Origin of the sequence: Aliivibrio sp. S2TY2, from assembly GCF_028765525.1 — a bacterium.
Classification (GTDB): Bacteria; Pseudomonadota; Gammaproteobacteria; order Enterobacterales; family Vibrionaceae; genus Aliivibrio; species Aliivibrio finisterrensis_A.
Genome location: NZ_JARACS010000002.1, coordinates 191,914 through 213,555 on the forward strand (window position 1 = coordinate 191,914; position 21,642 = coordinate 213,555).

The 21,642-nt window shown below is 38.9% G+C and carries 17 protein-coding genes; 4 read left to right on the plus strand and 13 right to left on the minus strand.

The window, feature by feature from the left end:
- Positions 1–9: 9 nt before the first annotated feature.
- From PVK63_RS04720 to PVK63_RS04775, 12 genes are all read right to left on the minus strand, one after another.
- The gene (locus PVK63_RS04720) at positions 10–264 is read right to left on the minus strand and encodes a YdcH family protein (protein WP_130048369.1); all 255 of its coding nucleotides are present in this window, start codon (positions 262–264) and stop codon (positions 10–12) included.
- A gap of 102 nt (positions 265–366) precedes the next feature.
- Positions 367–1,161: a siderophore-interacting protein gene (locus PVK63_RS04725; RefSeq protein ID WP_274439908.1), complete on the minus strand. Its 795-nt coding sequence runs from the start codon at positions 1,159–1,161 to the stop codon at positions 367–369.
- 11 nt (positions 1,162–1,172) lie between these two features.
- Complete coding sequence (gene vctC / locus PVK63_RS04730; RefSeq protein ID WP_045104150.1) at positions 1,173–1,934, minus strand: iron chelate ABC transporter ATP-binding protein VctC; 762 nt, start codon at positions 1,932–1,934, stop codon at positions 1,173–1,175.
- 8 nt (positions 1,935–1,942) lie between these two features.
- Positions 1,943–2,893: an iron chelate uptake ABC transporter family permease subunit gene (locus PVK63_RS04735; protein WP_274439909.1), complete on the minus strand. Its 951-nt coding sequence runs from the start codon at positions 2,891–2,893 to the stop codon at positions 1,943–1,945.
- Positions 2,886–3,821 carry an iron chelate uptake ABC transporter permease subunit VctD gene (gene vctD, locus PVK63_RS04740; RefSeq protein WP_274439910.1) on the minus strand — a complete coding sequence of 312 codons (936 nt, stop codon included), beginning with the start codon at positions 3,819–3,821 and terminating at the stop codon, positions 2,886–2,888. Before vctD ends, PVK63_RS04735 begins: the two co-directional genes overlap by 8 nt.
- An 84-nt stretch (positions 3,822–3,905) precedes the next feature.
- Positions 3,906–4,811 carry a siderophore ABC transporter substrate-binding protein gene (locus PVK63_RS04745; RefSeq protein WP_274439911.1) on the minus strand — a complete coding sequence of 302 codons (906 nt, stop codon included), beginning with the start codon at positions 4,809–4,811 and terminating at the stop codon, positions 3,906–3,908.
- A gap of 358 nt (positions 4,812–5,169) precedes the next feature.
- On the minus strand, positions 5,170–5,397 hold the full coding sequence (locus tag PVK63_RS04750) for a hypothetical protein (RefSeq protein ID WP_165367184.1): 228 nt from the start codon (positions 5,395–5,397) through the stop codon (positions 5,170–5,172).
- Between the two features lie 273 nt (positions 5,398–5,670).
- The gene (locus PVK63_RS04755) at positions 5,671–6,030 is read right to left on the minus strand and encodes a glutaredoxin family protein (RefSeq protein ID WP_130086297.1); all 360 of its coding nucleotides are present in this window, start codon (positions 6,028–6,030) and stop codon (positions 5,671–5,673) included.
- A gap of 158 nt (positions 6,031–6,188) precedes the next feature.
- Positions 6,189–7,685: a sodium/proline symporter PutP gene (putP, locus tag PVK63_RS04760; RefSeq protein WP_130086296.1), complete on the minus strand. Its 1,497-nt coding sequence runs from the start codon at positions 7,683–7,685 to the stop codon at positions 6,189–6,191.
- Between the two features lie 149 nt (positions 7,686–7,834).
- The gene (locus PVK63_RS04765; protein ID WP_274439912.1) at positions 7,835–8,542 is read right to left on the minus strand and encodes an aldehyde dehydrogenase family protein; all 708 of its coding nucleotides are present in this window, start codon (positions 8,540–8,542) and stop codon (positions 7,835–7,837) included.
- A 14-nt stretch (positions 8,543–8,556) separates the two neighbouring features.
- Positions 8,557–11,718, minus strand: a complete 3,162-nt coding sequence (putA, locus tag PVK63_RS04770) for a bifunctional proline dehydrogenase/L-glutamate gamma-semialdehyde dehydrogenase PutA (protein WP_274439913.1) — start codon at positions 11,716–11,718, stop codon at positions 8,557–8,559.
- 243 nt (positions 11,719–11,961) lie between these two features.
- Positions 11,962–12,741 (minus strand): helix-turn-helix transcriptional regulator, encoded by a 780-nt coding sequence (locus PVK63_RS04775; protein WP_274439914.1) that lies wholly within the window; start codon positions 12,739–12,741, stop codon positions 11,962–11,964.
- A 609-nt stretch (positions 12,742–13,350) separates the two neighbouring features.
- Between PVK63_RS04775 and PVK63_RS04780 the strand changes: the two genes are divergently transcribed.
- The 3 genes from PVK63_RS04780 (at position 13,351) to PVK63_RS04790 (ending at position 17,179) form a co-directional block, all read left to right on the plus strand.
- Positions 13,351–15,198, plus strand: coding sequence for an SUMF1/EgtB/PvdO family nonheme iron enzyme (locus PVK63_RS04780; RefSeq protein WP_274449242.1), 1,848 nt, complete (start codon positions 13,351–13,353; stop codon positions 15,196–15,198).
- Between the two features lie 103 nt (positions 15,199–15,301).
- Positions 15,302–16,093, plus strand: a complete 792-nt coding sequence (locus tag PVK63_RS04785; protein ID WP_274439916.1) for an ABC transporter permease — start codon at positions 15,302–15,304, stop codon at positions 16,091–16,093.
- Between the two features lie 33 nt (positions 16,094–16,126).
- Complete coding sequence (locus PVK63_RS04790; protein ID WP_274439917.1) at positions 16,127–17,179, plus strand: aldo/keto reductase; 1,053 nt, start codon at positions 16,127–16,129, stop codon at positions 17,177–17,179.
- A gap of 92 nt (positions 17,180–17,271) precedes the next feature.
- Here the strand turns inward: PVK63_RS04790 and PVK63_RS04795 are convergent, their stop codons facing one another.
- Positions 17,272–20,319 (minus strand): DUF748 domain-containing protein, encoded by a 3,048-nt coding sequence (locus PVK63_RS04795; protein WP_274439918.1) that lies wholly within the window; start codon positions 20,317–20,319, stop codon positions 17,272–17,274.
- A gap of 381 nt (positions 20,320–20,700) precedes the next feature.
- Between PVK63_RS04795 and PVK63_RS04800 the strand changes: the two genes are divergently transcribed.
- Positions 20,701–21,606, plus strand: a complete 906-nt coding sequence (locus tag PVK63_RS04800; protein WP_274439919.1) for a M15 family metallopeptidase — start codon at positions 20,701–20,703, stop codon at positions 21,604–21,606.
- Positions 21,607–21,642: the final 36 nt, after the last annotated feature.

Sequence of the window (21,642 nt, forward strand, 5' to 3'; positions counted from 1 at the left end):
ACTGAAGAATTAACTCACCATCTCATGATGCTTAGTCAGCTGCTTATACAGGATATCTTTTAACTCCATACGCTGATGCTTAAGTGTATTCATGCTCTCATCATCAATTGGGCTACCAGAAATCTCTAACTGTCGAATGTCGTAATCCAATTGATGGTATTGTTGGAGATCGGCTTTAAATTTAGGATCATCATGATTAAGCTGAACAATATCCAATTTAAGCTCTGGAAAATCTAAGATAAAAGCGTGGTTTTCATTTAGCATTGGCACTTCCTTTTCTATCAGATTGTTTACCAGTATAGGAGCAATCCATCAAAAGAAATGTGGGCCATCACACAAAGTTAATCACGAATCTTCTGCATGGTATTAACCCTCAGCAAGTTGATCTTCATGCTTTGCTACTTTATGCCCATCCTCAGTACAGCCTTCTTTCCAGTAGCTGCTGATGTAAAGATCGTCTTTATCCACTTCTTTTTCGTTACGGAAATACGTACGAAGCGCTCTCATGTTGTTAAACTCACACGCGCACCAAACCGAAACTCGATCCACTTTCCACTCTTGTGCTCGAACCGTATCTGTTAAATCTTGCGCATCAGATTTAATAACCCATACAAGCTCAAGGCCTTGTGGTTTAGTTAACGTCTGTTTATCTGATTGATGGCTAATTTCAATCACAGCGTAGCCTACCGCTGTTGCAGGTAGAGCCTCAAGTTTTGCAGACAAAGCAGGTAACGCTGTCATATCTGCCACTAAAAAGAACCAATCCGCATTATGATTAAGCCCTTTGATACTGCCTGGTCCTGCTATTGAAATCGTATCACCATTTACCGCATTCTGAGACCAAGCAGAAGCAAAGCCGCCTGTTTCAGCACTCATCACTCTATTCGCATGATGATGGCGAACAAAATCCACGTCTAGCTCATTCTGCTCTTTTCTCAAATTACGCACAGTATAAGTACGCATCATAGGACGAGTGCCTTCAGCGATACCAGAGAGGTCGGTTCCACCATTTTCATTAAACAGAAGCTTAATGTAACCACCTTCTGTTTCCATAGTAAAATCAGACAAATCATCCGCTTTAAAGGTAATGCGTTGCATATTGGCAGTAAGCTGTAGATTATTAACCACGGTCAATACACGTGGAGAGGGTTTCTTATTCATAACTTAATCCTTTATTGTCCGTAATACATACAAATACGTTGGCCATTAACTTCATGGATATCAAATTCAGTTTCGTATATTTCGGATAATACGTCTTTTCTGATCACTTCAGCAACGGTACCATTAGCCACCACTTTGCCTTTTTTGAGTGCCACAATATTGTCTGAATAACATGATGCGAAGTTAATATCATGGATCACTATCACTACCGCTTTTCCTAATTCATGAGCCAGCGTTTTAATGTTTTTCATGATTTGCAATGAATGCTTAATATCTAGGTTATTTAACGGTTCATCTAAAAAAACATAATCCGTATCTTGTGCAACCACCATGGCAATGAATGCCAATTGACGCTGGCCACCACTTAATTGATCTAAGTACTTATTCTGAATAGGTGCAAGATCTAAATAATTAATCGCCTTATCCATCACTTCATTATCGTGTTTTGTTAGCTTACCTTGGCTATAAGGAAACCGACCAAAGGCAACAAGCTCACGCACCGTAAAGCGCATGTTTAAATTGTTCGATTGTCTAAGAACGGCTAGCTTTTTCGCTAAGGCTTTTGTGTCCCAATCCACCACTTCTTGGTTTTCAATAAGCACACTGCCACTGTCTTTGGCCAATAAGCGGCTTGCCATAGATAGCACGGTACTTTTACCTGCGCCATTAGGTCCAATGATCGACGTCACTTCACCTTTAATAAAAGAAGCAGAAGCTTGGTCGACAACTTTTTGCTGACCAAATGATTTTGAAAGTTGAGATAATGAAATCATACGTTTCTCTATTGAATTTTTTGTCTAACTAACAGCGATAAGAAGTACAAACCACCGATAAAATTAATCACTACGCTTAATGTCGTTTCAAACTTAAAGATGTTCTCAATGGCCCATTGCCCTGAAAGCAACATCGACATCGCCATTAAACTGCTTCCCAGTAACAAAGTTCGGTGACGATAGGTATTGAAAAACTCTTTTGCTAAGTTTGCGACCAATAAACCAAAGAACATCACAGGGCCAACTAACGCAGTGGATACCGAAATTAAGATAGCCACTAAAATAAGTACCTGCTTGGTTATTTTGCCTACATCAACGCCTAAACTGGTCGCGTTATCGTTATCAAGCCAGAACACATCAAGCACGTTAGACATTCGAAATAATACAGCACTAATTAGTAATAATGGGATAACACAGAAATAAACTAAGTCTTTGTTAATATTATTAAAGCTAGCAAACATACTTGATTGAATCGAAGCAAAATCATTTGGATCAACCAACATCATAAAAAATGACGACACATTAGAGAACAGCTGTCCAAAAATCACACCAAGCAATAATAAGGTAATGACATTACTGTTGTTTTTCTTAAAGTAAAAACTAAATAACAATAAAGAAAAACCGACCATTATCACAACCGACATAGCAAAATTAACAAATGGGTTTAATAAGAAAATACTAAAGCTGCCAAAAATAACCACAACCAATACTTGAGTCAGTAAATACAAGGCATCAAACCCCATAATGCTTGGTGTTAAAATACGGTTATGCGTAATGGTTTGAAATACCAAAGACGACTGTGCAATCGCAATACTGGCTAAAATCATCGCTAATACTTTAGGCACTCGACGAGACAAAAAATACTCATAATTGGAAGCATCAAGCCCAATACCAATAAACAAAAAGGTGAATAAAACGGTTATAAAAGCCAATGCCGTTAGTTTAATTGAATCAGACATTTTGTTTACCTTTAACGATAAAGAAAATAAACACCATTCCACCAAGAATACTAATGATCATAGAGATTGGGATTTCATAAGGGAAAATGATCACACGTCCTACAACGTCACATACAAGGATTAATATCGCGCCAACAATCGCCGTTAAAGGGATGTTTCTGCGTAGGTTATCACCATAAAACTGAGCAACTAAGTTTGGTACGATTAAACCAAGGAAAGGTAATTGACCAACAATCATCACTACCGTTGCTGACATAACAGAAACCAGAATAATACCGAGAAATAGAATTTGCTTGTACTTCAAACCAATATTGGTCGCAAAATCTGTTCCCATACCAACGGCAGATAAACGCGTCGCGTACCAATAGCTGATCACTGAAATTGGCACCGCAATGTATAACAGCTCATAGTTACCTTGAAGAATGTTGGCGAAATTCGCAACCGTCCATGCAGAAAGGTTCTGAACTGCATCGTATTTATAAGCGACAAAGGTTGCAGCAGAAGAGACAACGTTACCAAAAATGATGCCGATTAAGGGTACATAGATAGCATTTTTAAATTGAATACGATGAATGAATTGAATAAAAAGAAGTGTACCGCCAATCGCCATTGCGAAAATCAACAACAAGTTATCGCCATGCCCAAAGATCACCAAGCTTAATACGTAACCCAACATTGCACACTCAATGGTGCCAGAGGTTGATGGGGCTGCAAATCGGTTTTGACTTATCTGCTGCATGATTAACCCAGCAATACTCAAACCTGCTCCAGATAGAAGAATAGCCAATAAACGTGGGAGACGACTTACAACAAGGAGTTCTAGAGCTTCTGTATCTCCTCGGAAAATAGCTGATAACGACAAGTCAGCCACACCGATAAATACCGAAGCAAAGCTCAGCACAATAAGAACAAGCAATAACTTTTTCAAAGCTAACCTCAGCCTGCACAAAGCGTGCTATCTCAAAGAAATAGCACGCTTTACAGTGGAATTAAAAATAAATAATGATCAAACTTAAAGATGAATAGATTGCTTCACATCAGCAATCATTTGGTCTGTTGCTGTAACACCTGCAATTGCTAGATACCATGCATTGATATCAAGATACGTTAAGCTGTCATTTTTATAGGCATCAGTTGCTTTCACTAATGGGTTAGCAAACTCTTCACGTGTGCGGCTTTTATCTTTGTTGATCAATTTATCTTTATCAACGATAAGAAGATTTGATGGGTTTACGTCACGGATAAATTCATACGAAACTAAATCACCATGGCGAGATTCTTTAATGCCTGTTACTGCTTCTTTAAAACCAAAATCTTTATAGATAGCAGAAAAACGAGATTGCGCACCGAAGGTCGTAATATTACCGCCGGCACTCATTACCGTTAACGCTGCAACATTATTCGTTTTGTTGTGTTCAGCAATCGCTTTAAACTCTGAGTCTACACTCGCTATTTTTGCTTCAACTTTATCTTGAATTTCAAATACATTACCTAGCATACGCCATTGTTGCTGTGTACTCCCCCAATAGCTTTCTGAATCTGCAGTAAATACGATTGTTGGTGCGATTTCAGATAACTCTTTATAGGCTTTAACAGCACGAGAGCCAATAATGATCACATCTGGCTTTTGCATATAAATCGTTTCAAAATCTGGTTCACTTAAGCTACCAGAAGAAGCAAACTCTTTTGCTTTGTACTTTAATAAATATGGAGGCATTGTGGTTGCTTGAGTAACCGCTACTGGCTTGATACCAAAATAGTCAATGGCATCTAAAGTTCCTGTTCCAATCACAACAACACGTTGAGGTTTTGTTTCAAGCGTTGTTTTACCTAGTTGGTGAGAAACGGTAATAGTTTCAGCATAACTTGATGCAGAAACCACTAAACCAAATAACATTGTAGCGATACTTTTTTTCATATTCTTTACACTCAAGTGATAATTGTTCGTATTTGAGAATCACTATAATGAAAACGATTCGCATTCACCAGAATAAAAAAGTAAAGATTGTAAAGACGTACTTAATGTAAGGTTTATTAAGATCAAAAAAGTATGTTTAGAGGATAGAAATGATACCAATGTTACTAATTAAATGATCTATATATAAGTAGTTATTCTACAATAATAATTTTTAACGCAACTATTGAGTGATTTAACCAGTAATAATGATCAGATAATTAATGGAATTGGTATGGTTAACTTTGGCTTATAACAGACAATAAAAAAGGTCATTATAGGGGGAACAATAATGACCTTAAAAATACATAGCTTGTTTACTTTAGTGTAAGCGTCTCTTCGTTACTTCACATGAAAGAGTCTCATGATCAAATAAGAAGCGAAATGCGTGAGAATTAAAATATTTCCCATCACTCCATAGAACTTCACCAAAGATCTTGCAAAGATCCATGTCTGATGCTGAACCTTTCTTATCGATAAGTCCAATAACAGATAAAACTTGGCTCTCTATATCCTTGGGACAATTTTTAATTGACCATTTATGAGTCATACTCACTCTTTCCATAATAACTAGCCTAATGTGTTTTTATTTTATTTGTGAATCAAGTCACGAAGAGCAGTTTAACCTAACATTAACTTAAAGCCAAGCATTTTGTGACTTGAGTCTCATAAAGTCACGAAAGTGACTAACAATAGAACTATTAACAAGTAAATCTTATTAATAAAACAGCTGTAATTTTACAAAAAACACACATAAAAAAGCGAACTATCAATAAGCTCGCTTTTGACTACTACTTTATGGGTACCTGTAACCTTGTGAATACTAAGGATATTTTTCCTCTAAGAAGGCCATAATATCTGATGATTCATACATCCAAGTCGTTTCGCCATCTTTATCAATACGTAGGCATGGCACTTTTACTCGCCCACCACCGGCTAATAATTCTGCTCTATGAACTTCATTATTTTTTGCATCACGCAGCTCAATTTTTAGTGATTGACGCTTAATTGTACGACGAACTTTGACGCAAAATGGGCAAGCTTCAAATTGATACAATGAATAATTTGCGGTTTCTGTATCTATTTCTGCTTGTTTTTTAGCATCACGTTTAACGCCTGATGGCGAAAAAACACAATCTAAACCCAAAATAACTTTTCCAAGCACGAAACGAATTAATTTCATCTTTACTCTCCTAGTAATACGATCTAATTGATTATAATTCTTATTTCTTTTTGAAGTGCGTGGATTGTAACAGTTTCATTTCATTGAACATACAAAAAAGCCCCAAAAAGAAAAGAGACTTTATGGGGCTTTCATCTACATTGTTTTAAAAAGAACGTTTATTCAAACTCAACCAAGTTACGCTCAAATTGCTCATGTTGCTTAACAACGCCTTCTTCTGGCTTTCCAGTCAACTTACTTACGCCAACAATTGCTGCTGTTGCAAGTATGATCCCAGGTACAATCTCATAGACATCGAACCAACCGCCCGTTAGCTGCTTCCAGATAACAATTGTGATACCACCAACGACGATACCTGCTAGCGCACCATTGCGATTCATGCCTTTCCAATAAAGGCTTAATACGATTGCAGGACCAAATGCAGCACCAAAACCTGCCCACGCATAAGATACTAAACCAAGTACTGAACTATCAGGGTTCATCGCTAATAGTAACGCAACTACGGATAAAGCGATCACGGCAAAACGACCTACGTTTACAATCTCTTTGCTTGTCGCGTCTTTTTTAATCAGTTGTTTATATAAATCTTCAGACAATGCTGACGAAGAAACAAGAAGCTGTGAATCTGCAGTACTCATAATTGCCGCTAAAATTGCGGCTAATAAGATACCAGCAATAACAGGATGGAAAATTGCATTTACTAAGAGCATAAATACTTTCTCGCCATCAATCGCTTCACCACCCATTGAGCCTGTTACATAAAGTAATCCAACCAAGCCAACCAGCACAGCGCCGAACATAGATAATGCCGTCCATACCACGGCAATACGGCGCGCGGTGGTTAGGTCTTTATTCGTTCGTGATGCTTGGAAACGAGCAAGAATGTGTGGCTGACCAAAATAACCAAGACCCCAAGCAACTAATGAGATGATAGCAATTGCACTTAGCGGTTTGCCATCCATACCTGTCCATAGCGTCATAAGTTCTGGATTAATTGCCACTAAATCAGCATTCAACTGACCAAAACCACCTTGCATCGCGGCAATGGGTACGATCATCAATGCAGCAGACATTAAAAGCCCTTGAACTAAATCGGTCCATGCTACTGCTAGAAATCCACCAAATAAGGTATATGAGACGACACATAATGTTCCAATCACAACAGCTACTTTGTAATCTAAACCAAATACAGTCTCAAATAACTTACCACCAGCAACTAAACCTGAGCTCGTATAGAAAAGGAAGAACAACAAAATAAACAGAGCTGAAATAGTTTGGATCAGTTTCGATTTATCATTAAAACGGCGTGATAAAAATTCTGGAAGAGTTAATGAGTCATCAGTAGTTATGCTGTAAGTTCGTAAACGTTTCGCACAAATGAGCCAGTTCAACCACGTACCTACTAATAAACCACCGGCAAGCCATAACGACTCTAAACCTGCCGCGTAAGCATAGCCAGGAAGACCAAGTAATAACCAACCACTCATGTCAGAAGCCCCTGCAGATAACGCTGCAGGCCATGGCCCTAATGTTCGGCCTCCTAAAAAGTAATCAGATGAACTGTTCGTTCGTTTGTATGCATAAACCCCAATCGCGAGCATCATTATCAGGTAAGCGATAAACGTCCCTGTAATGGCAAAATTATTTTCAATCATTATATTTCCTTTATATTATTGGCAGTAAACTTAACGTCGTTATTGCTGTATATGAGCATCAAGGCTCTATTATTATGGTGCAATAACGACGATGATTTCTGATACCTGCTGGACAAGGTTTTATCCAAACTTAGTATCAATAGTAATTATCAGTGATTACCACCCCCAAGCTCTAGCAAGGTGGCATTACCACCTACTGCTGTCACATTGATTGTTCGTGTTCGCTCTGTAATAAAACGTAGAACAAAATGAGGATCGGTAATATTTGATAGACGCTCTTGATCCGTTTCTGCGATCAATTGCGCTAATAATCCCTCTCGTTTTGCAAGTTGTTGGTTGAGCGCTATCGATTTTTGCTCATTACCAACAAAGCAGACGCCAGCTAAACGAACATCATTAATGTCTGTTATTGCAAACTCTGCCTGTTGAGCTGCTAATCTTGGAACCTTAGCTTGATGCAACCCTTCAAGAATAACTGAAGTTAGTTTCGTATCCTGACTCGAAAGGGCGACAATAATAGCGTTTCCAGCCACTAATGCCGCAGTTATTTGCCCAACCAAGGCCACAACCGATGAATTTTCATCCGATGTGATGTAAAAAACACCTCTCGCTGCCGTGTAAAGCTCGTTACTCTCCCCTGTTGGCCCCGGCATTAACTCCGTTTCAGAAATTAACTGCATTGCTCGTTGACATTGGAAACGTACCATTTTTGCTGCCAGAACACCAAAATCAGGATGCTCCGCTAAATACTCTGACCAACGTGATAATTTTTCCATTCGTGTTGAGAATGAATCCGCTTGCCACTCCAGTTGACCTTGAGAAAGTGCTGAGTCAATAATATGAGTAATTGTTGTCATGAGGTTCTCCTTTCTCATTTAGATCCAATAGTAGAGGAAATCTGTTGTGCTTGAGTGTATCGGAATAAATAACGAGGCCCACCCGCTTTTGGTCCTGTACCCGATAGCCCTTGACCACCAAACGGCTGAACGCCAACGACCGCACCAACTTGATCACGATTGACATAGCAGTTACCCACCTTGATGTTTTTCTCAATTCGCGTGTATGTCACTTCATTACGACTATGAATCCCCATGGTTAAACCAAACCCTGTTGAGTTGATGTCAGAAACCACCTTATCAATCTCATTGGCTTTAAAACGCACAATATGAAGAATAGGACCAAATTGCTCGTTTTCTAATTGGCTAATGGAGTCAATTTCGAACGCACTTGGTGGAACAAAGTCCCCTTTTTCAGACCAATCTGGTAACTCAGCTTGAGCAACCAATTTGCCCTCTAACGTCATCTTTTCAATATGCGCGAGCAACTTCTCTTTGGCTTTTAAATCGATAACAGGACCAACATCCGTGCAATGCAGTTCAGGTAAACCAACGTTTAGTTCAGCCATTGCCCCTTTGATTAAATTGATAATTCTGTCTGCGATGTCTTGCTGAACAAACAACACACGCAGTGCAGAACAACGTTGACCTGCAGAAGCAAACGCAGAGCGCATGACATCACGCACCACTTGTTCTGGTAAAGCGGTGCTGTCCACTATCATGGCATTTTGACCGCCAGTTTCAGCAATAAAAGGCACGGGAGCTACGCCAACACCTTTAACAGTTCGATTCGCTAATGTGCGATTTATTAACTGTGCTGTTTCTGTCGATCCCGTAAAGGCAATACCGGCCACACGATGATCTGACGTTAATGGCGCACCGACTGTTCTACCATCACCCGGCAATAAGTGAACCGCTTGTGGCGCAATGCCAGTCTCTAATAGCATCTCCATCGCTCGAACAGCAATTAACGACGTTTGCTCTGCCGGTTTTGCAATCACGGTGTTACCTGCAACAAGTGCAGCCGTAACTTGACCTAGGAAAATCGCCAATGGGAAATTCCAAGGACTAATACATACAAAGACGCCACGACCTTGACGCGCAATTTGGTGCGAGACATCGTCAAAGCCAACAATAGTTTCAGGGGTGGTGAAATTCAGTTTGGCTTGAACGGCGTAATAACGGCAAAAATCCACTGCTTCACGCACTTCATCAATACTGTCATGGATGGTTTTCCCTGCTTCCTTATGGCATAACGCCACTAACTCTGGCATGTTTGCTTCAAGCTTATCCGCTAATGCTTCAAGGTAATCTGCTCGTTCTGCTACTGGTGTTTGTTGCCAAATAGGAAAGTAGTCATGTGCAATGTCTAACGCGCTAGAGACTTGCTCTTGCGAGCTCCAAACCAAAGAGCCAACATCATTTCCGCGATCATAAGGTGAGCTAATCACATGAAGTGCAGAACCATGTTTCTTGATCATGCTTTCGTAATCACACGTATTATTTACAATCGGTCCACCCTGCCAGTAAGTCGTCATCTGTGTTTGAATTAAGGTTTCAAATGGATGAGCTTCACTCTCTACATCTAAATTAATACTGTATGAATTTTTACGATCTGAGAAAATTTGAGGTGGCAATGGGATCAATTGATTCTCTAGAGAAGGGCAAGCTAATAGCGCATCAACAGGATGTTCAGTCAGGTTGTCGATTGGGCAATTGGCATCAACTAAACGGTGAACAAACGAGCTGTTTGCACCATTTTCAAGTAAGCGACGCACTAAATAAGGCAGTAGATCTTTATGGCTTCCCACTGGAGCGTAAATGCGAACATTGCGGTTAAACATCGCCATTGCATGATCGTATAACGCATCTCCCATACCATGAAGTCGTTGAAATTCAAATTCATCATGGGTTGCCATTGATGATATCGCGGCAACAGTATGTGCGTTATGGCTAGCAAATTGCGGAAAGATGTTGCCCTTTACATGATCACTTAATAAGTAGCGCGCGCAGGCTAAATAAGAAACATCCGTCGCTTCTTTACGTGTAAACACAGGGTAACGTGCAAAACCAAATTGTTGAGATATTTTAAGTTCAGTATCCCAATAAGCACCTTTCACTAAACGAAGTGGGATCATATCACCCTGCTCTTTTGCGAGTGCCGTTAACCAAACGAGAACTGGCAACGCACGCTTAGAGTACGCTTGCACTACAATGCCAAATTTACCCCAGCCTTTGACAATGTCGCTGCGATATAACTTTTCAAATAACACTAAAGAAAGCTCTAAGCGATCCATCTCTTCTGCATCAATAGTGATACCAACATCCAATTCACGCGCACGCTCAAGCAATTTAAGAACGGTGTCGCACATCTCCCCCATTACGCGAACTTTATTCGCCACTTCATAGCGAGGATGCAATGCGGATAGCTTAATAGATACAGTAGGATCTGGTGAGCCAGCAATACTAGCGGCACGGCCTACACTTTCTATCGCCATGATGTAATCTTTAAAATACTTATGAGCATCTGATTGGGTTAATGCTGCTTCACCAAGCATATCAAAGGAGTAGGTATAGCCCTTCTCGCGCATCGCCTTACCTTTTTTCTGCGCTTCTTCAATGGTCCTACCTAATACAAATTGGTGCCCCATGATTTTCATCGCTTGATTCATGGCTTGACGGATCACAGGCTCTGAGAATTTATTAACTAAACGGCTAATGGCATTAGAAGGTGAACCATCTGCTTTAACGTCCATACTGACCACTTTACCTGTCAGTAATAAACCCCACGTTGAGGCATTTACAAACGTCGAATCTGAATTTTTAAGATGTGACTTCCAATCGGCAACACTCAATTTATCACGAATAAGTGCATCTGCCGTTTCTGCATCAGGAATACGCATTAAGGCTTCAGCAAGACACATCAATAATATGCCTTCTTTAGTATCCAAGCTGTACTCTAATAGCAGCGCATCAATCATTTGCACTGCTTGCTTATCATCACGAACACGCTGAATCAGTTGAGCCGCCTGATCTGTCATCATAATAGCTTCACGATCGCTTGGCTGAGCTAGTGGGATAAGCTCTTTTAACCATTTAGCTTCATCAACCATATAAAGAGGAGAAATGGCCGACCATAACGTAGGTAAAGAGTGATTAATAATGGATGAAGACAATACATCTTTCGCATGAAACATACCTGTTTCCTCTAATTATCTGACATGATTAACTAAACGATTATGCTTCTAATTATTTTTGATTATTAAAGCAAGTTGCGAAAGAGTCTATTTCCTATTAACGAAAAATACTTGTCAAAAACTCCGATTTAATTGCTAAATCGTCCATCTAGTTACAAAATGAGAACAAAGGCGGTAATTTTAAGTTACGAATTAAGTGAGATTGATGCACAGAATTAAGAAGAGTTACCCCTTTAGAGGTGGCTATATTGTACTGAAATGCAATTGACGATATTTACTTGGGGTCCCTCCTGTATACTTCATGAATGCATGACTAAAAGCACTTTGATTAGCAAAACCGGTTTGTTGAGCAATTTCACCTACTGTAAATTGACTTGTTTCAAGCAATGTTTTTGCATATTGAATGCGTTTTTCTACAATATATTTATGCGGTGTAACTCGAAACTCTTGCTTAAAAATGGCGTAAAATTGACTCTCCCCAAGAAAAACCGTGCTTGATAGCTGCGCGACTGTGATCTTACTTCCAATGTGTTGCGTTATAAAATTGTCGATCACCTCTTGATTTAAACGTTTAATCGTTTTTTCTTCATTTTCATCAATTAAATGACGGTGAAGCAAAGAAATTATCGTGTCGCTACATGCTTTATTTAAAAGATGATCATCAATATTAGCTTGAATTTCACACACTAATAATTGTATTAGGTTCTGGATTTGTGCATCTAATTGATAATACCCATGACTAACAAAGAGTTCATTTACTCTATTTGCCAATTCGTCATTCCCAAAAAACTGAGGGAAATTAAGTACTAAGACTTCTGCCTGATATAAACTTGAAAAAGCATGCTGAAAGTTAGCAGGAATGACACCGACTTTTCCCGCATAAATCATGCTGCTTTTATCATTAATTTCAAATTCCGCTTGCCCTTTTAAGCCAATCACTAACTGGTGATATTCATGCGAATGCAGATCTCTTTCTTCAGGCAGCATGATAATCTGTGTAGGGAAAATCCAATCCATTTGCATGATAAATCCATTAATAACTAATATTGCTTATGAACAAGAGTGTAACCAAGATCATAAAAACAATCTATTGATAATAGCTATTCGAAAGCATGATCATGAATCAAGATAATACAGTCAATGTCATTTCAATTTTATCACTCCAAAATAGCGCACTAAGAGTATCAAAAAAACCTTTATTAACAATAGATTAATTAATCGTTAAATAATAGAGAATCAACTTTCTTATTTTTAAACTTGATCATTCTTCCAATAGTTCGAAACGATGATCAAGTAAAGACTATCTTCGGCGCATTCAACCGCAAAAGGTTGGTATAAAAATTGCTTTGTTTTATATGGCGTCAAAACTATGAATAACAGATACTTATCTGCATAAATCATTTGCACCAACCTTAAAGAAGCCATTGAACAGATAATTGGCGATAATGAGTATAGATTGGTATTATTAAAGTGAAGTATGTAGATCAGTATCAATATACGATTAGCCCTCACTAAATGACGAAGAACAAACGCAATATCATGTTCTTCAATCAGCGGTGCGGAGATGGGTTAATTTTTATGAATTTATTACTAAAAAAATTATTTATGTCTATTATTAAAAGCAGAAAAATTATGAACCGTAAAGGACTACCCGCTCTAGCACTACTGTTATCGCCGGCGCTTTTTACCTCTGTTGCGCTTGCTAATACCGACACTCAATCAATAACGCCTACTGTTGATTCTGTTGCTTCTATTGATATTAAACTGACTCACAAACGTGATGAAGTTAAGCAACTTGAAAACACTGTGGTTAATGATCAAAGTCGTCTTCGTGAATTGCGTAATCAAAGTGATGCTTTAGATAAAAAAGCAACACAATTGGATTCTAAACGCAAGCTTGCTCAACGTAATTTAGATGAGCAATACAATCGAATGATTGATGATCCTGATCTAGATATCACTCCTTTCCAAAAGCAATACCAAGACTCTTGGAAAGAAGTAAAAGAAAACCAAGTCGCTAAATTATCCATTCAACAGGATATCCAAGAACAAACTCGAGTATTAAAAGCAAGCAGCACTAAAAAACAACGTGCATTAGACGAACTTGAAATTCTTGGTGAATCTCGTCAAGAAGCTCGCGTACTTCGCCTACAAGAAGAATTAGCAGCACAAGATACTTTAGATGTTGTTCATACTGTTACTTGTAAGATGTCTATGACATTAAGCGCATGTTCAAGCCAAGGTAAAACGCTAAGCATGCAAAAAGCGGTTAACAACTTCCAGCAGCAGTTGATCAACGGTTTTACTGAAGCAGAAACAGTGAAACAACATGTAGATAATGTATCGTTAAATATTCATGTATTAGACAGTGCGATTATTGACAGTGGCTTTAATGGTAGCAACCGCTACACAACTAAATTACAAGCTTCATTACGTGCACGTCCAAACACAACAGCAGCATGTCAATTATTGGGCCTAGAAAACCGTTACTGTATTGAAGATGGCACATCGCAATCATCAAACGATAAAATCAAAAAAGAGAAGAAATGGGTTGGTATTACCATTCGCTCTAACCGCCATGAAGATAACGTAACCGTTAATGGCGTAAACTACGGCAGCACTCCTGTTGATGTTATGCTTCCAGCTGGTCAACACCAAGTTACTGTTGAGAAGTCAGGTTTTGAACCATACAGTCGTCAAATGTCACTATCTAAAGACATGACGGTATGGGCTGAATTGAAACTTCAGGAAAATCGTCCAAAGCCAGGCAAGAAGTTTGCTGACCGTCTAAGCAATAATCAATTAGCACCACAAATGGTTGTAATTGGTTCTGGTAATTACCATATTGGTAAAGATGCAGAAAAAGACGTAACTATTTCAACAGCCTACTCTATTGCTGCTACCCCTGTAACCGTTAATCAATTTGATGCGTTTGTTGCTAGCTCAGGCTACATTACTGAAGCAGAAAAAGGTGCTGGTTGTAATGCTATCAATGGTGGTGAAACAAAACGTCACCAAAACCAAAACTGGCGCAAACCTGGATTTGAACAATCTAAAAACGCACCAGCAGTATGTATTTCTAAGAAAGATGCAGAAACCTACGCAAACTGGTTAACAAAACAAACTGGCTTTACTTACGTACTGCCTTCTGAAACACAGTGGGAAGTCGCTGCACGAGCTGGCAGTAAAGAAGCGTACTGGTGGGGTTCTGACATTGGCTCAGGCAACGCAAACACAGGTTGGGGTGGTTCATCTTGGGCAAACAAATCAACTTCTCCGGTAGGTAGCTTTGGCGCAAACCCTTACGGTATCTATGATACTGCAGGTAATGTTTGGGAATGGACAAACACTAAATCAGGTGTTGTTCGTGGCGGCGCATGGAGCTTTGCACCAACAAAAGCAAAAGCGTATGAATCTCTAGAGCTAAATCCATCAACAAGCGCTAACTACACTGGTTTCCGTGTTGTACGAACTCTGTAATTAATGAATATACGTTAACTAAATTCATAAATAACAAAAACCGCTGACATCAGCGGTTTTTTTATGTTCAAATAACGTTAATCAACCGCTTTAGGCAAAATGCATGCAAGAATCCTTAGACATCAGTTGGGCATTGATGGGGCTATTTAGTCTCACTCTCATTATTCCCTTTACCATTAATCGCATTTACCAATTGGATCTTGCTAAAGAGATCGGTATTAGTGTGTTTCGTATGGTGGCACAACTGGTTTTTATTGGTCTTTATCTTGAATTTGTTTTCCAGCTGAATAATCCACTACTGAATACACTTTGGATTATTTTAATGATAGGCATAGGCTCTAGCTCTATCATCTCTAAAGCTAAACTTCCTAAAAAACGATTACTGTTTCCTGTTGCAGCGGGGTTATTGGTTGGGCTCTCACCTTTAGTTATTTTACTTAGCTCGGTGATTATTCAACCAACACCTCTATACAGTGCTCAATATGTGATCCCTTTAGCCGGCATGCTACTAGGCAATAGTTTGAGTGGAAACATCGTTGCATTGCAAAACTTATTCACCGCATTTAAAGAGCGAGAGAGTGAATACCATGCGGCCATCGCTCTTGGTGCCTCGCCTCGTTATGCCACGCTCCCTTTTGTTCGCTCTGCGATACAAAAAGCCTTTGCTCCTATCATGGCATCAATGGCCACGACTGGATTAGTTACCCTTCCAGGCATGATGACAGGTCAAATTTTAGGCGGGGTAAACCCAATGGTTGCCATTAAATACCAATTACTTATTTTAATCGCCATTTTTGTTATGCTGACAATATCAGTTACCATCACATTACAACTGACCCTCAAACATAATATCTCTAAAGAAGGGAAAGTATTGGTACGTTTTCTAGATCAATGATCGAATAAAAATCAAATAAAGGAGCCTTCTTACATGGAATACTCAACACTTGGCAGCAGCAATCTTTCTGTTTCTCGTATCTGCTTAGGCAGCATGACATGGGGAAAACAAAACAATCAAGAAGACGCCAATCAGCAAATTGACTACGCACTTAGCCAAGGTATTAATTTCATTGATACGGCTGAGATGTATGCCGTGCCACCCTCGCCTGATACCTACGGAAAAACTGAAACCATTATTGGTAATTGGTTAGCTGCAAATCCTGAACGACGTAAAGAGATTATCTTAGCCTCTAAAATCGCAGGTCCGGGATTACCTTGGGTTCGTGAAGGTTCGCCAATTACAGGTGAAGCCGTTATTGCTGCAGTAGATGCATCACTTGCTCGTTTACAAACTGATTATATTGATCTTTACCAGTTGCATTGGCCGAACCGTACTTCTCCACATTTTGGTAAGCATTTTCCTAACCAGTTTAAATTCAGTGATTTTGATGCAAAGAAAGAAGAAGCAGATATGCTTGAAATCTTGCAAGCATTAGATACTTGTATTAAAGCAGGTAAGATCCGTCATATCGGGTTATCAGACGACACGCCTTGGGGTATTAACACTTACCTTAAACTAAGTGCTAAATACAATTTACCAAAAATGGTATCAATTCAAAATGAATTCAGCTTATTACACGCTAAAGATTGGCCATATTTAATTGAGAATTGTGTTCATGAAGATATTGCATACTTACCTTGGTCACCGCTAGCGGGCGGTATGTTAAGTGGTAAATATTTAGATGGGAAAATGCCAGAGGGCAGCCGTTGGACCTTCTCACAACGTAATGGTATTTTCCGAGATACACCTGCTGCAAATGAAGCCGTACGCGCCTACATGCAAGTGGCAGAAAAACACGGTTATACACCTTGTCAGCTTGCATTAGCGTGGTGTGACCAAGTAGATGGCGTTACATCAACCATTATTGGTGCTACTTCTCTAGAGCAATTAAAAGAAGACATTGACGCTTTTTCAAAACCATTAAGTGACGAAGCAATTTCAGAGATTAATCTAGTCTTTAAAAAGTACCCAATGCCGTTCTAAAAAATAGACTACATAACAAATAAAAATGGCGACCAGATTTATTTGGTCGCCATTTTTCTATCTCACTGAATCAATCCCAGTAGCTATTGAGGTTACTTAGCTTCAAGTGTTAGCAATACGCTACTCGTATCTTGCTCAATATCAAATCGGCTATCGAGTAAAAACACACGAGATGCATCGACTTTAACGATATCAACCAAATACGCTTTTACTGCTTGAGCACGTTTTTGAGCTAATTGCCCTAACTGCGCTTGTGATACCTCTTGTTTATTTAATACCAAGTTATATAACGCAATATGCCAACGTTTCGCTAACTCTTCATCGGTTAACTCTACGCCTTTTTTATCTTCCTCGTCTTCTATTCTGTCTTCTACTACATTTGCCTTTTCATTAAACTCTTGCTTATACAGTTGTTGTAAAGCTTCCGATAACTTACCTGATGTAGGCATTGTACTCGCAGTCAAGTTTGTCGGTAACTCGGTGATCATTACCTGAGCAGAATCTGCTAGAAGTTGATTAAATTGCGTTAGGGCTAACGCTTTACTGTCTTCTGGTGCATTAACAGCCCCATCAACCGTTAATTTTAGTTTCGGACGAGTTTCTAAGGCTGCACCTAACGTTTTTAATTTCTCTTGCTCTTCACTTGTTAACGTATTCGCACCAAAATCAAACGCAATCACATTCAATTCTTCATCTGAGTCTGCAAGGCCTGCAATAAACGAGAATGGCGCAGTTACTGCTTTAGTTATAATGTTTGAAATAGTGCTCCAAATCACCGCACCAAGGCTAAACTCAGGATCATTTACATCTCCAGTTACTTCAACCCCTAAATCAATCACTCCATCGTTATCTTGCAATAAAGCGATCGCTAACTCTAACGGTAGTGACGTTGCTAAATCACTGTCACTGGCTTTACCTAGCTGTAGTTGATCGATAATTACGTGATTCTCACCCTTTAATTGGTTGTTTTCTAATTTATAGTTAAGCGCTAACGTTAATTGGCCTTTATCAATGTAATGGCCTGCGTACGTACCTGAGTAAGGGTTAACCGTGGTTAGCTCTACACTTTGGAATATGACATCGAGATCCAAATAAGGCTGCTTAAGTAATGGATTTATTTCACCTTTTACTTTTACCGGTGCGTACTTTTCAATATTACCGCTGATATCAACCGTTGCTTTTGTGCCTGGAATACTCGATACATGGCCGATATTGCCTTTTAATTGCTCAATGCCTGAAGAGAAATTCGGCGTAAGGGAATTATCTGCAAAGAATGCTGAACCATTATTGAACGCAATTTTTCTAACTCTTAAATCAAACGGTTTTGTATCCTTTTTCTTGGCTATTGTTTTCGATTTTTTAGCTTTCGGCTGTGCCACCATTAAGTCGCCAATATTGGTGGTACGATCTTCATTGATCACCACTCGCGCATAAGGCTGGCTTAAACTTAACGTATCGACTGCTAATTTATTTTTTTGTAAATCAAAATCAAACTGATTGACCGCTAATGAACGCCATTTTACGAACGGTTTTCTTAACTTATTATCACGAATTGAAAGATGATTTACTTGAACCCCACCGCTAACCTCAACATTACCTTTTGCATTGGTGTTTAACTTAGCTTGCGTACTCACTTCCCCTTTGGTTAAGGTTGCATTTACGGCCGTAGCTAAATAAGGTTGGAATTGTTCTAACTTCAATGACTTAACATCAATATCAGCCAATACGGCTTGTTGTTTGGCATCAGCTTGACCTTTAACACTGATATCACCTTTCCCATTTACCGACGTAAAGAAATCAAAATCTATTGGCTTAGATAGATCACTTACAATCTGACTTGTCGTTAAGTTAATTGGAGATATCTGCCATTGATTGGCTTTTTTGGTAATGACTTTCTCTTCGACGTTTAACTGGTAGTCTTTAATTTCTACGCCACCCAGTGTCACTAACCATGAAGGCGCATCAGCATTAGGTTTAGTCTCTTTTTCTACAGGTTCTTCTTTCTTTTCTTTTGACTCTTCTGTAATAAATTTAGGGGTAAATAAGGTAACAAGATCGGCCCCTTTATCGTCTATTTTTGTCGACACATTTAAACCATGAGAAGTAACAGAAACAATCTTAACGGTTCGTTTCTCTACATTCGTCGCTATGCCATTCACAGAAAAATCAGGCAAAGAAACAATCGATTTATCTTCTGCATTAAAATTTAGATTATGGATGGAGAATAGGCCATTGTCGCTAGTGATGCTCATCGTATCGTCGCTTTCGATATCACCGATGGTTTGAGCCAGATGATAGTTCGATGAAAAATTCACATTACCCGAAGTTAATTTGGCAATAATGTCTTTTTCAATGAATCCCCATAAGCGTGGTAATTGAACCTGCTGAACATTAATATCACCAACCACTTCTAGTGGTTTTAATTGCACTTGGCCTTTCAGTTCTATCTTGCCAGAATCTGCATCGGTAATTTGCACATGGTAGTTATTCTTTTGCTCTGGATCCGTTAATAGGCTTTGAGTAGAAAACACACCTAACGTGAAATTGATATCAGGATACGCTAATTCTGTTGCTGTAACACCATCAACGAAGCGTACATTACCTTGTACTAGAGTGGTTTGTTTAATCAGTACAGGGAATAGTGCCTTATGGCGATCACTAGGCTCTTGTATCTTGGGTTCAGGCTTTTCTTCTGAAGCCAAATTACGATTTACGGCATCTAAAATATCACTGAAATTAAATACCAGCTGCTCTGTATTATTTAAGCGCTTAATATCAATATAAGGTTTATCTAGTGCTATATATTCAATTGAGATTGCTGCATTGAAAATGGATTCCCAAAAATTAACCTGAACACGAGCATCTTCAAAGCTAATAAAAGGCGTCGATTCTTCTAAAATAGCAAATTGATGAACATCTAACTGAAGAGTAAAGGGGTTGATAGTGATATCTGTTAATGTCACCGGTCTTTCAATCAATTTAGACACTTGCTCAGGGATCTGCTGTTTAGCAATATAAGGGATTAACAAACCAAGCAGTGCCGCATAACAGAAATAACTGGTTATTGCATAAGTACTCCAGCGAATACGTCGAGGAAAAGCACGAAACGTTGCAATTGCTGTTTTAAATTTGTTCGACATTATGACTCTATACTCCTACGTCTATATCGACAAGGATCAGATACTCATCTGGATATTCTTTAACACTAAAACTTATCCAGATACGCATCTTTCCCTGATTAACTAAAAAGCCATCAATGGCATAATGACAAGAATAATTACTTATTCCCATGATACCTAAGTAAAGCACCAAAATTTTATCCCTAGTGTTTGTTGATGTCTACCAATCTCCTTGTATCGATCATTAAAATTCGACAAAAGTAACTTTGAAGGGAGATCACTATTTGTAAATGAGGCGATATTTACTCTAAATCCCTAAATAAATACTGCTATAGTCCTGTTATGCATTTATTATCAACACATAAAATAATTCACACAGTTCATGGTTAGGTACTCTAAAAAATGAAAGTCATCTCTATAATAAGTGCAGTTGCTATGACTGTTTTCTCCTCCCCACTTTGGGCTAACGTAACTCCACTTAGTTCATCTCAATGCCAAGCCATGATCGGCAAAGGCGTTATGTCGACTAAAGCACCCGTTCAATGTGACCGTTTACGTAACGTCACCTTTAAGCATTACACGTTTGATGGGAAAACAGCGACAGGTAAACTTGTTGTCTTAGATGCAGTGGCACCTCACGTTGAACGTATTTTTGATGAGTTGTATCAGCAAGGCTTTCCAATTGCTCAAGCAAAGCCTATTGAGTATTACGCGGGCAATGATGTTAAATCTATGGATGCTAATAACACCTCAGCATTTAACTATCGACCGATTGCAGGAAAATCATCCCTCTCTTTACACGCTTATGGCGTTGCTATTGATATTAACCCGTTACAAAATCCATTTGTTGAATTTACCTCTTGGGGAACCGCAACATTCAAACCATTAAAAGGCCACGAATATTCAAACCGAATGTTACAACGCTTAGGGAAGGAAGACAGAAAGGGGTTTGCAGAAGAAGTGATTAATCTTTTTGCTAAAAACGGATTCATTTATTGGGGCGGCTATTGGGATACACCCATTGATTTTCAACATTTTCAAACCAGCCGAGATATGGCATATTTGATGACAGCAATGCCAACCAAAGATGCATCGAAATTTTTTACGAACTACGTTGATTGGGTTCAATCTTGCCAGAATAATTACGGTTCTAAGCAGATGAATAAATTCAAAGATTACACCTCATATTTGCAAACAGAATTAAAAACAACTACCTCGTTAAACCGTCTGTATAAAGCTAACCCTAGTTCGGTTATGCAAGCAATAAACAAGAAAGCGCAAGTGTCACTATCTCGTTGCTTTAAATAACCTGAACCTGAAAGGCATAAACCCGTTGAACTCTCA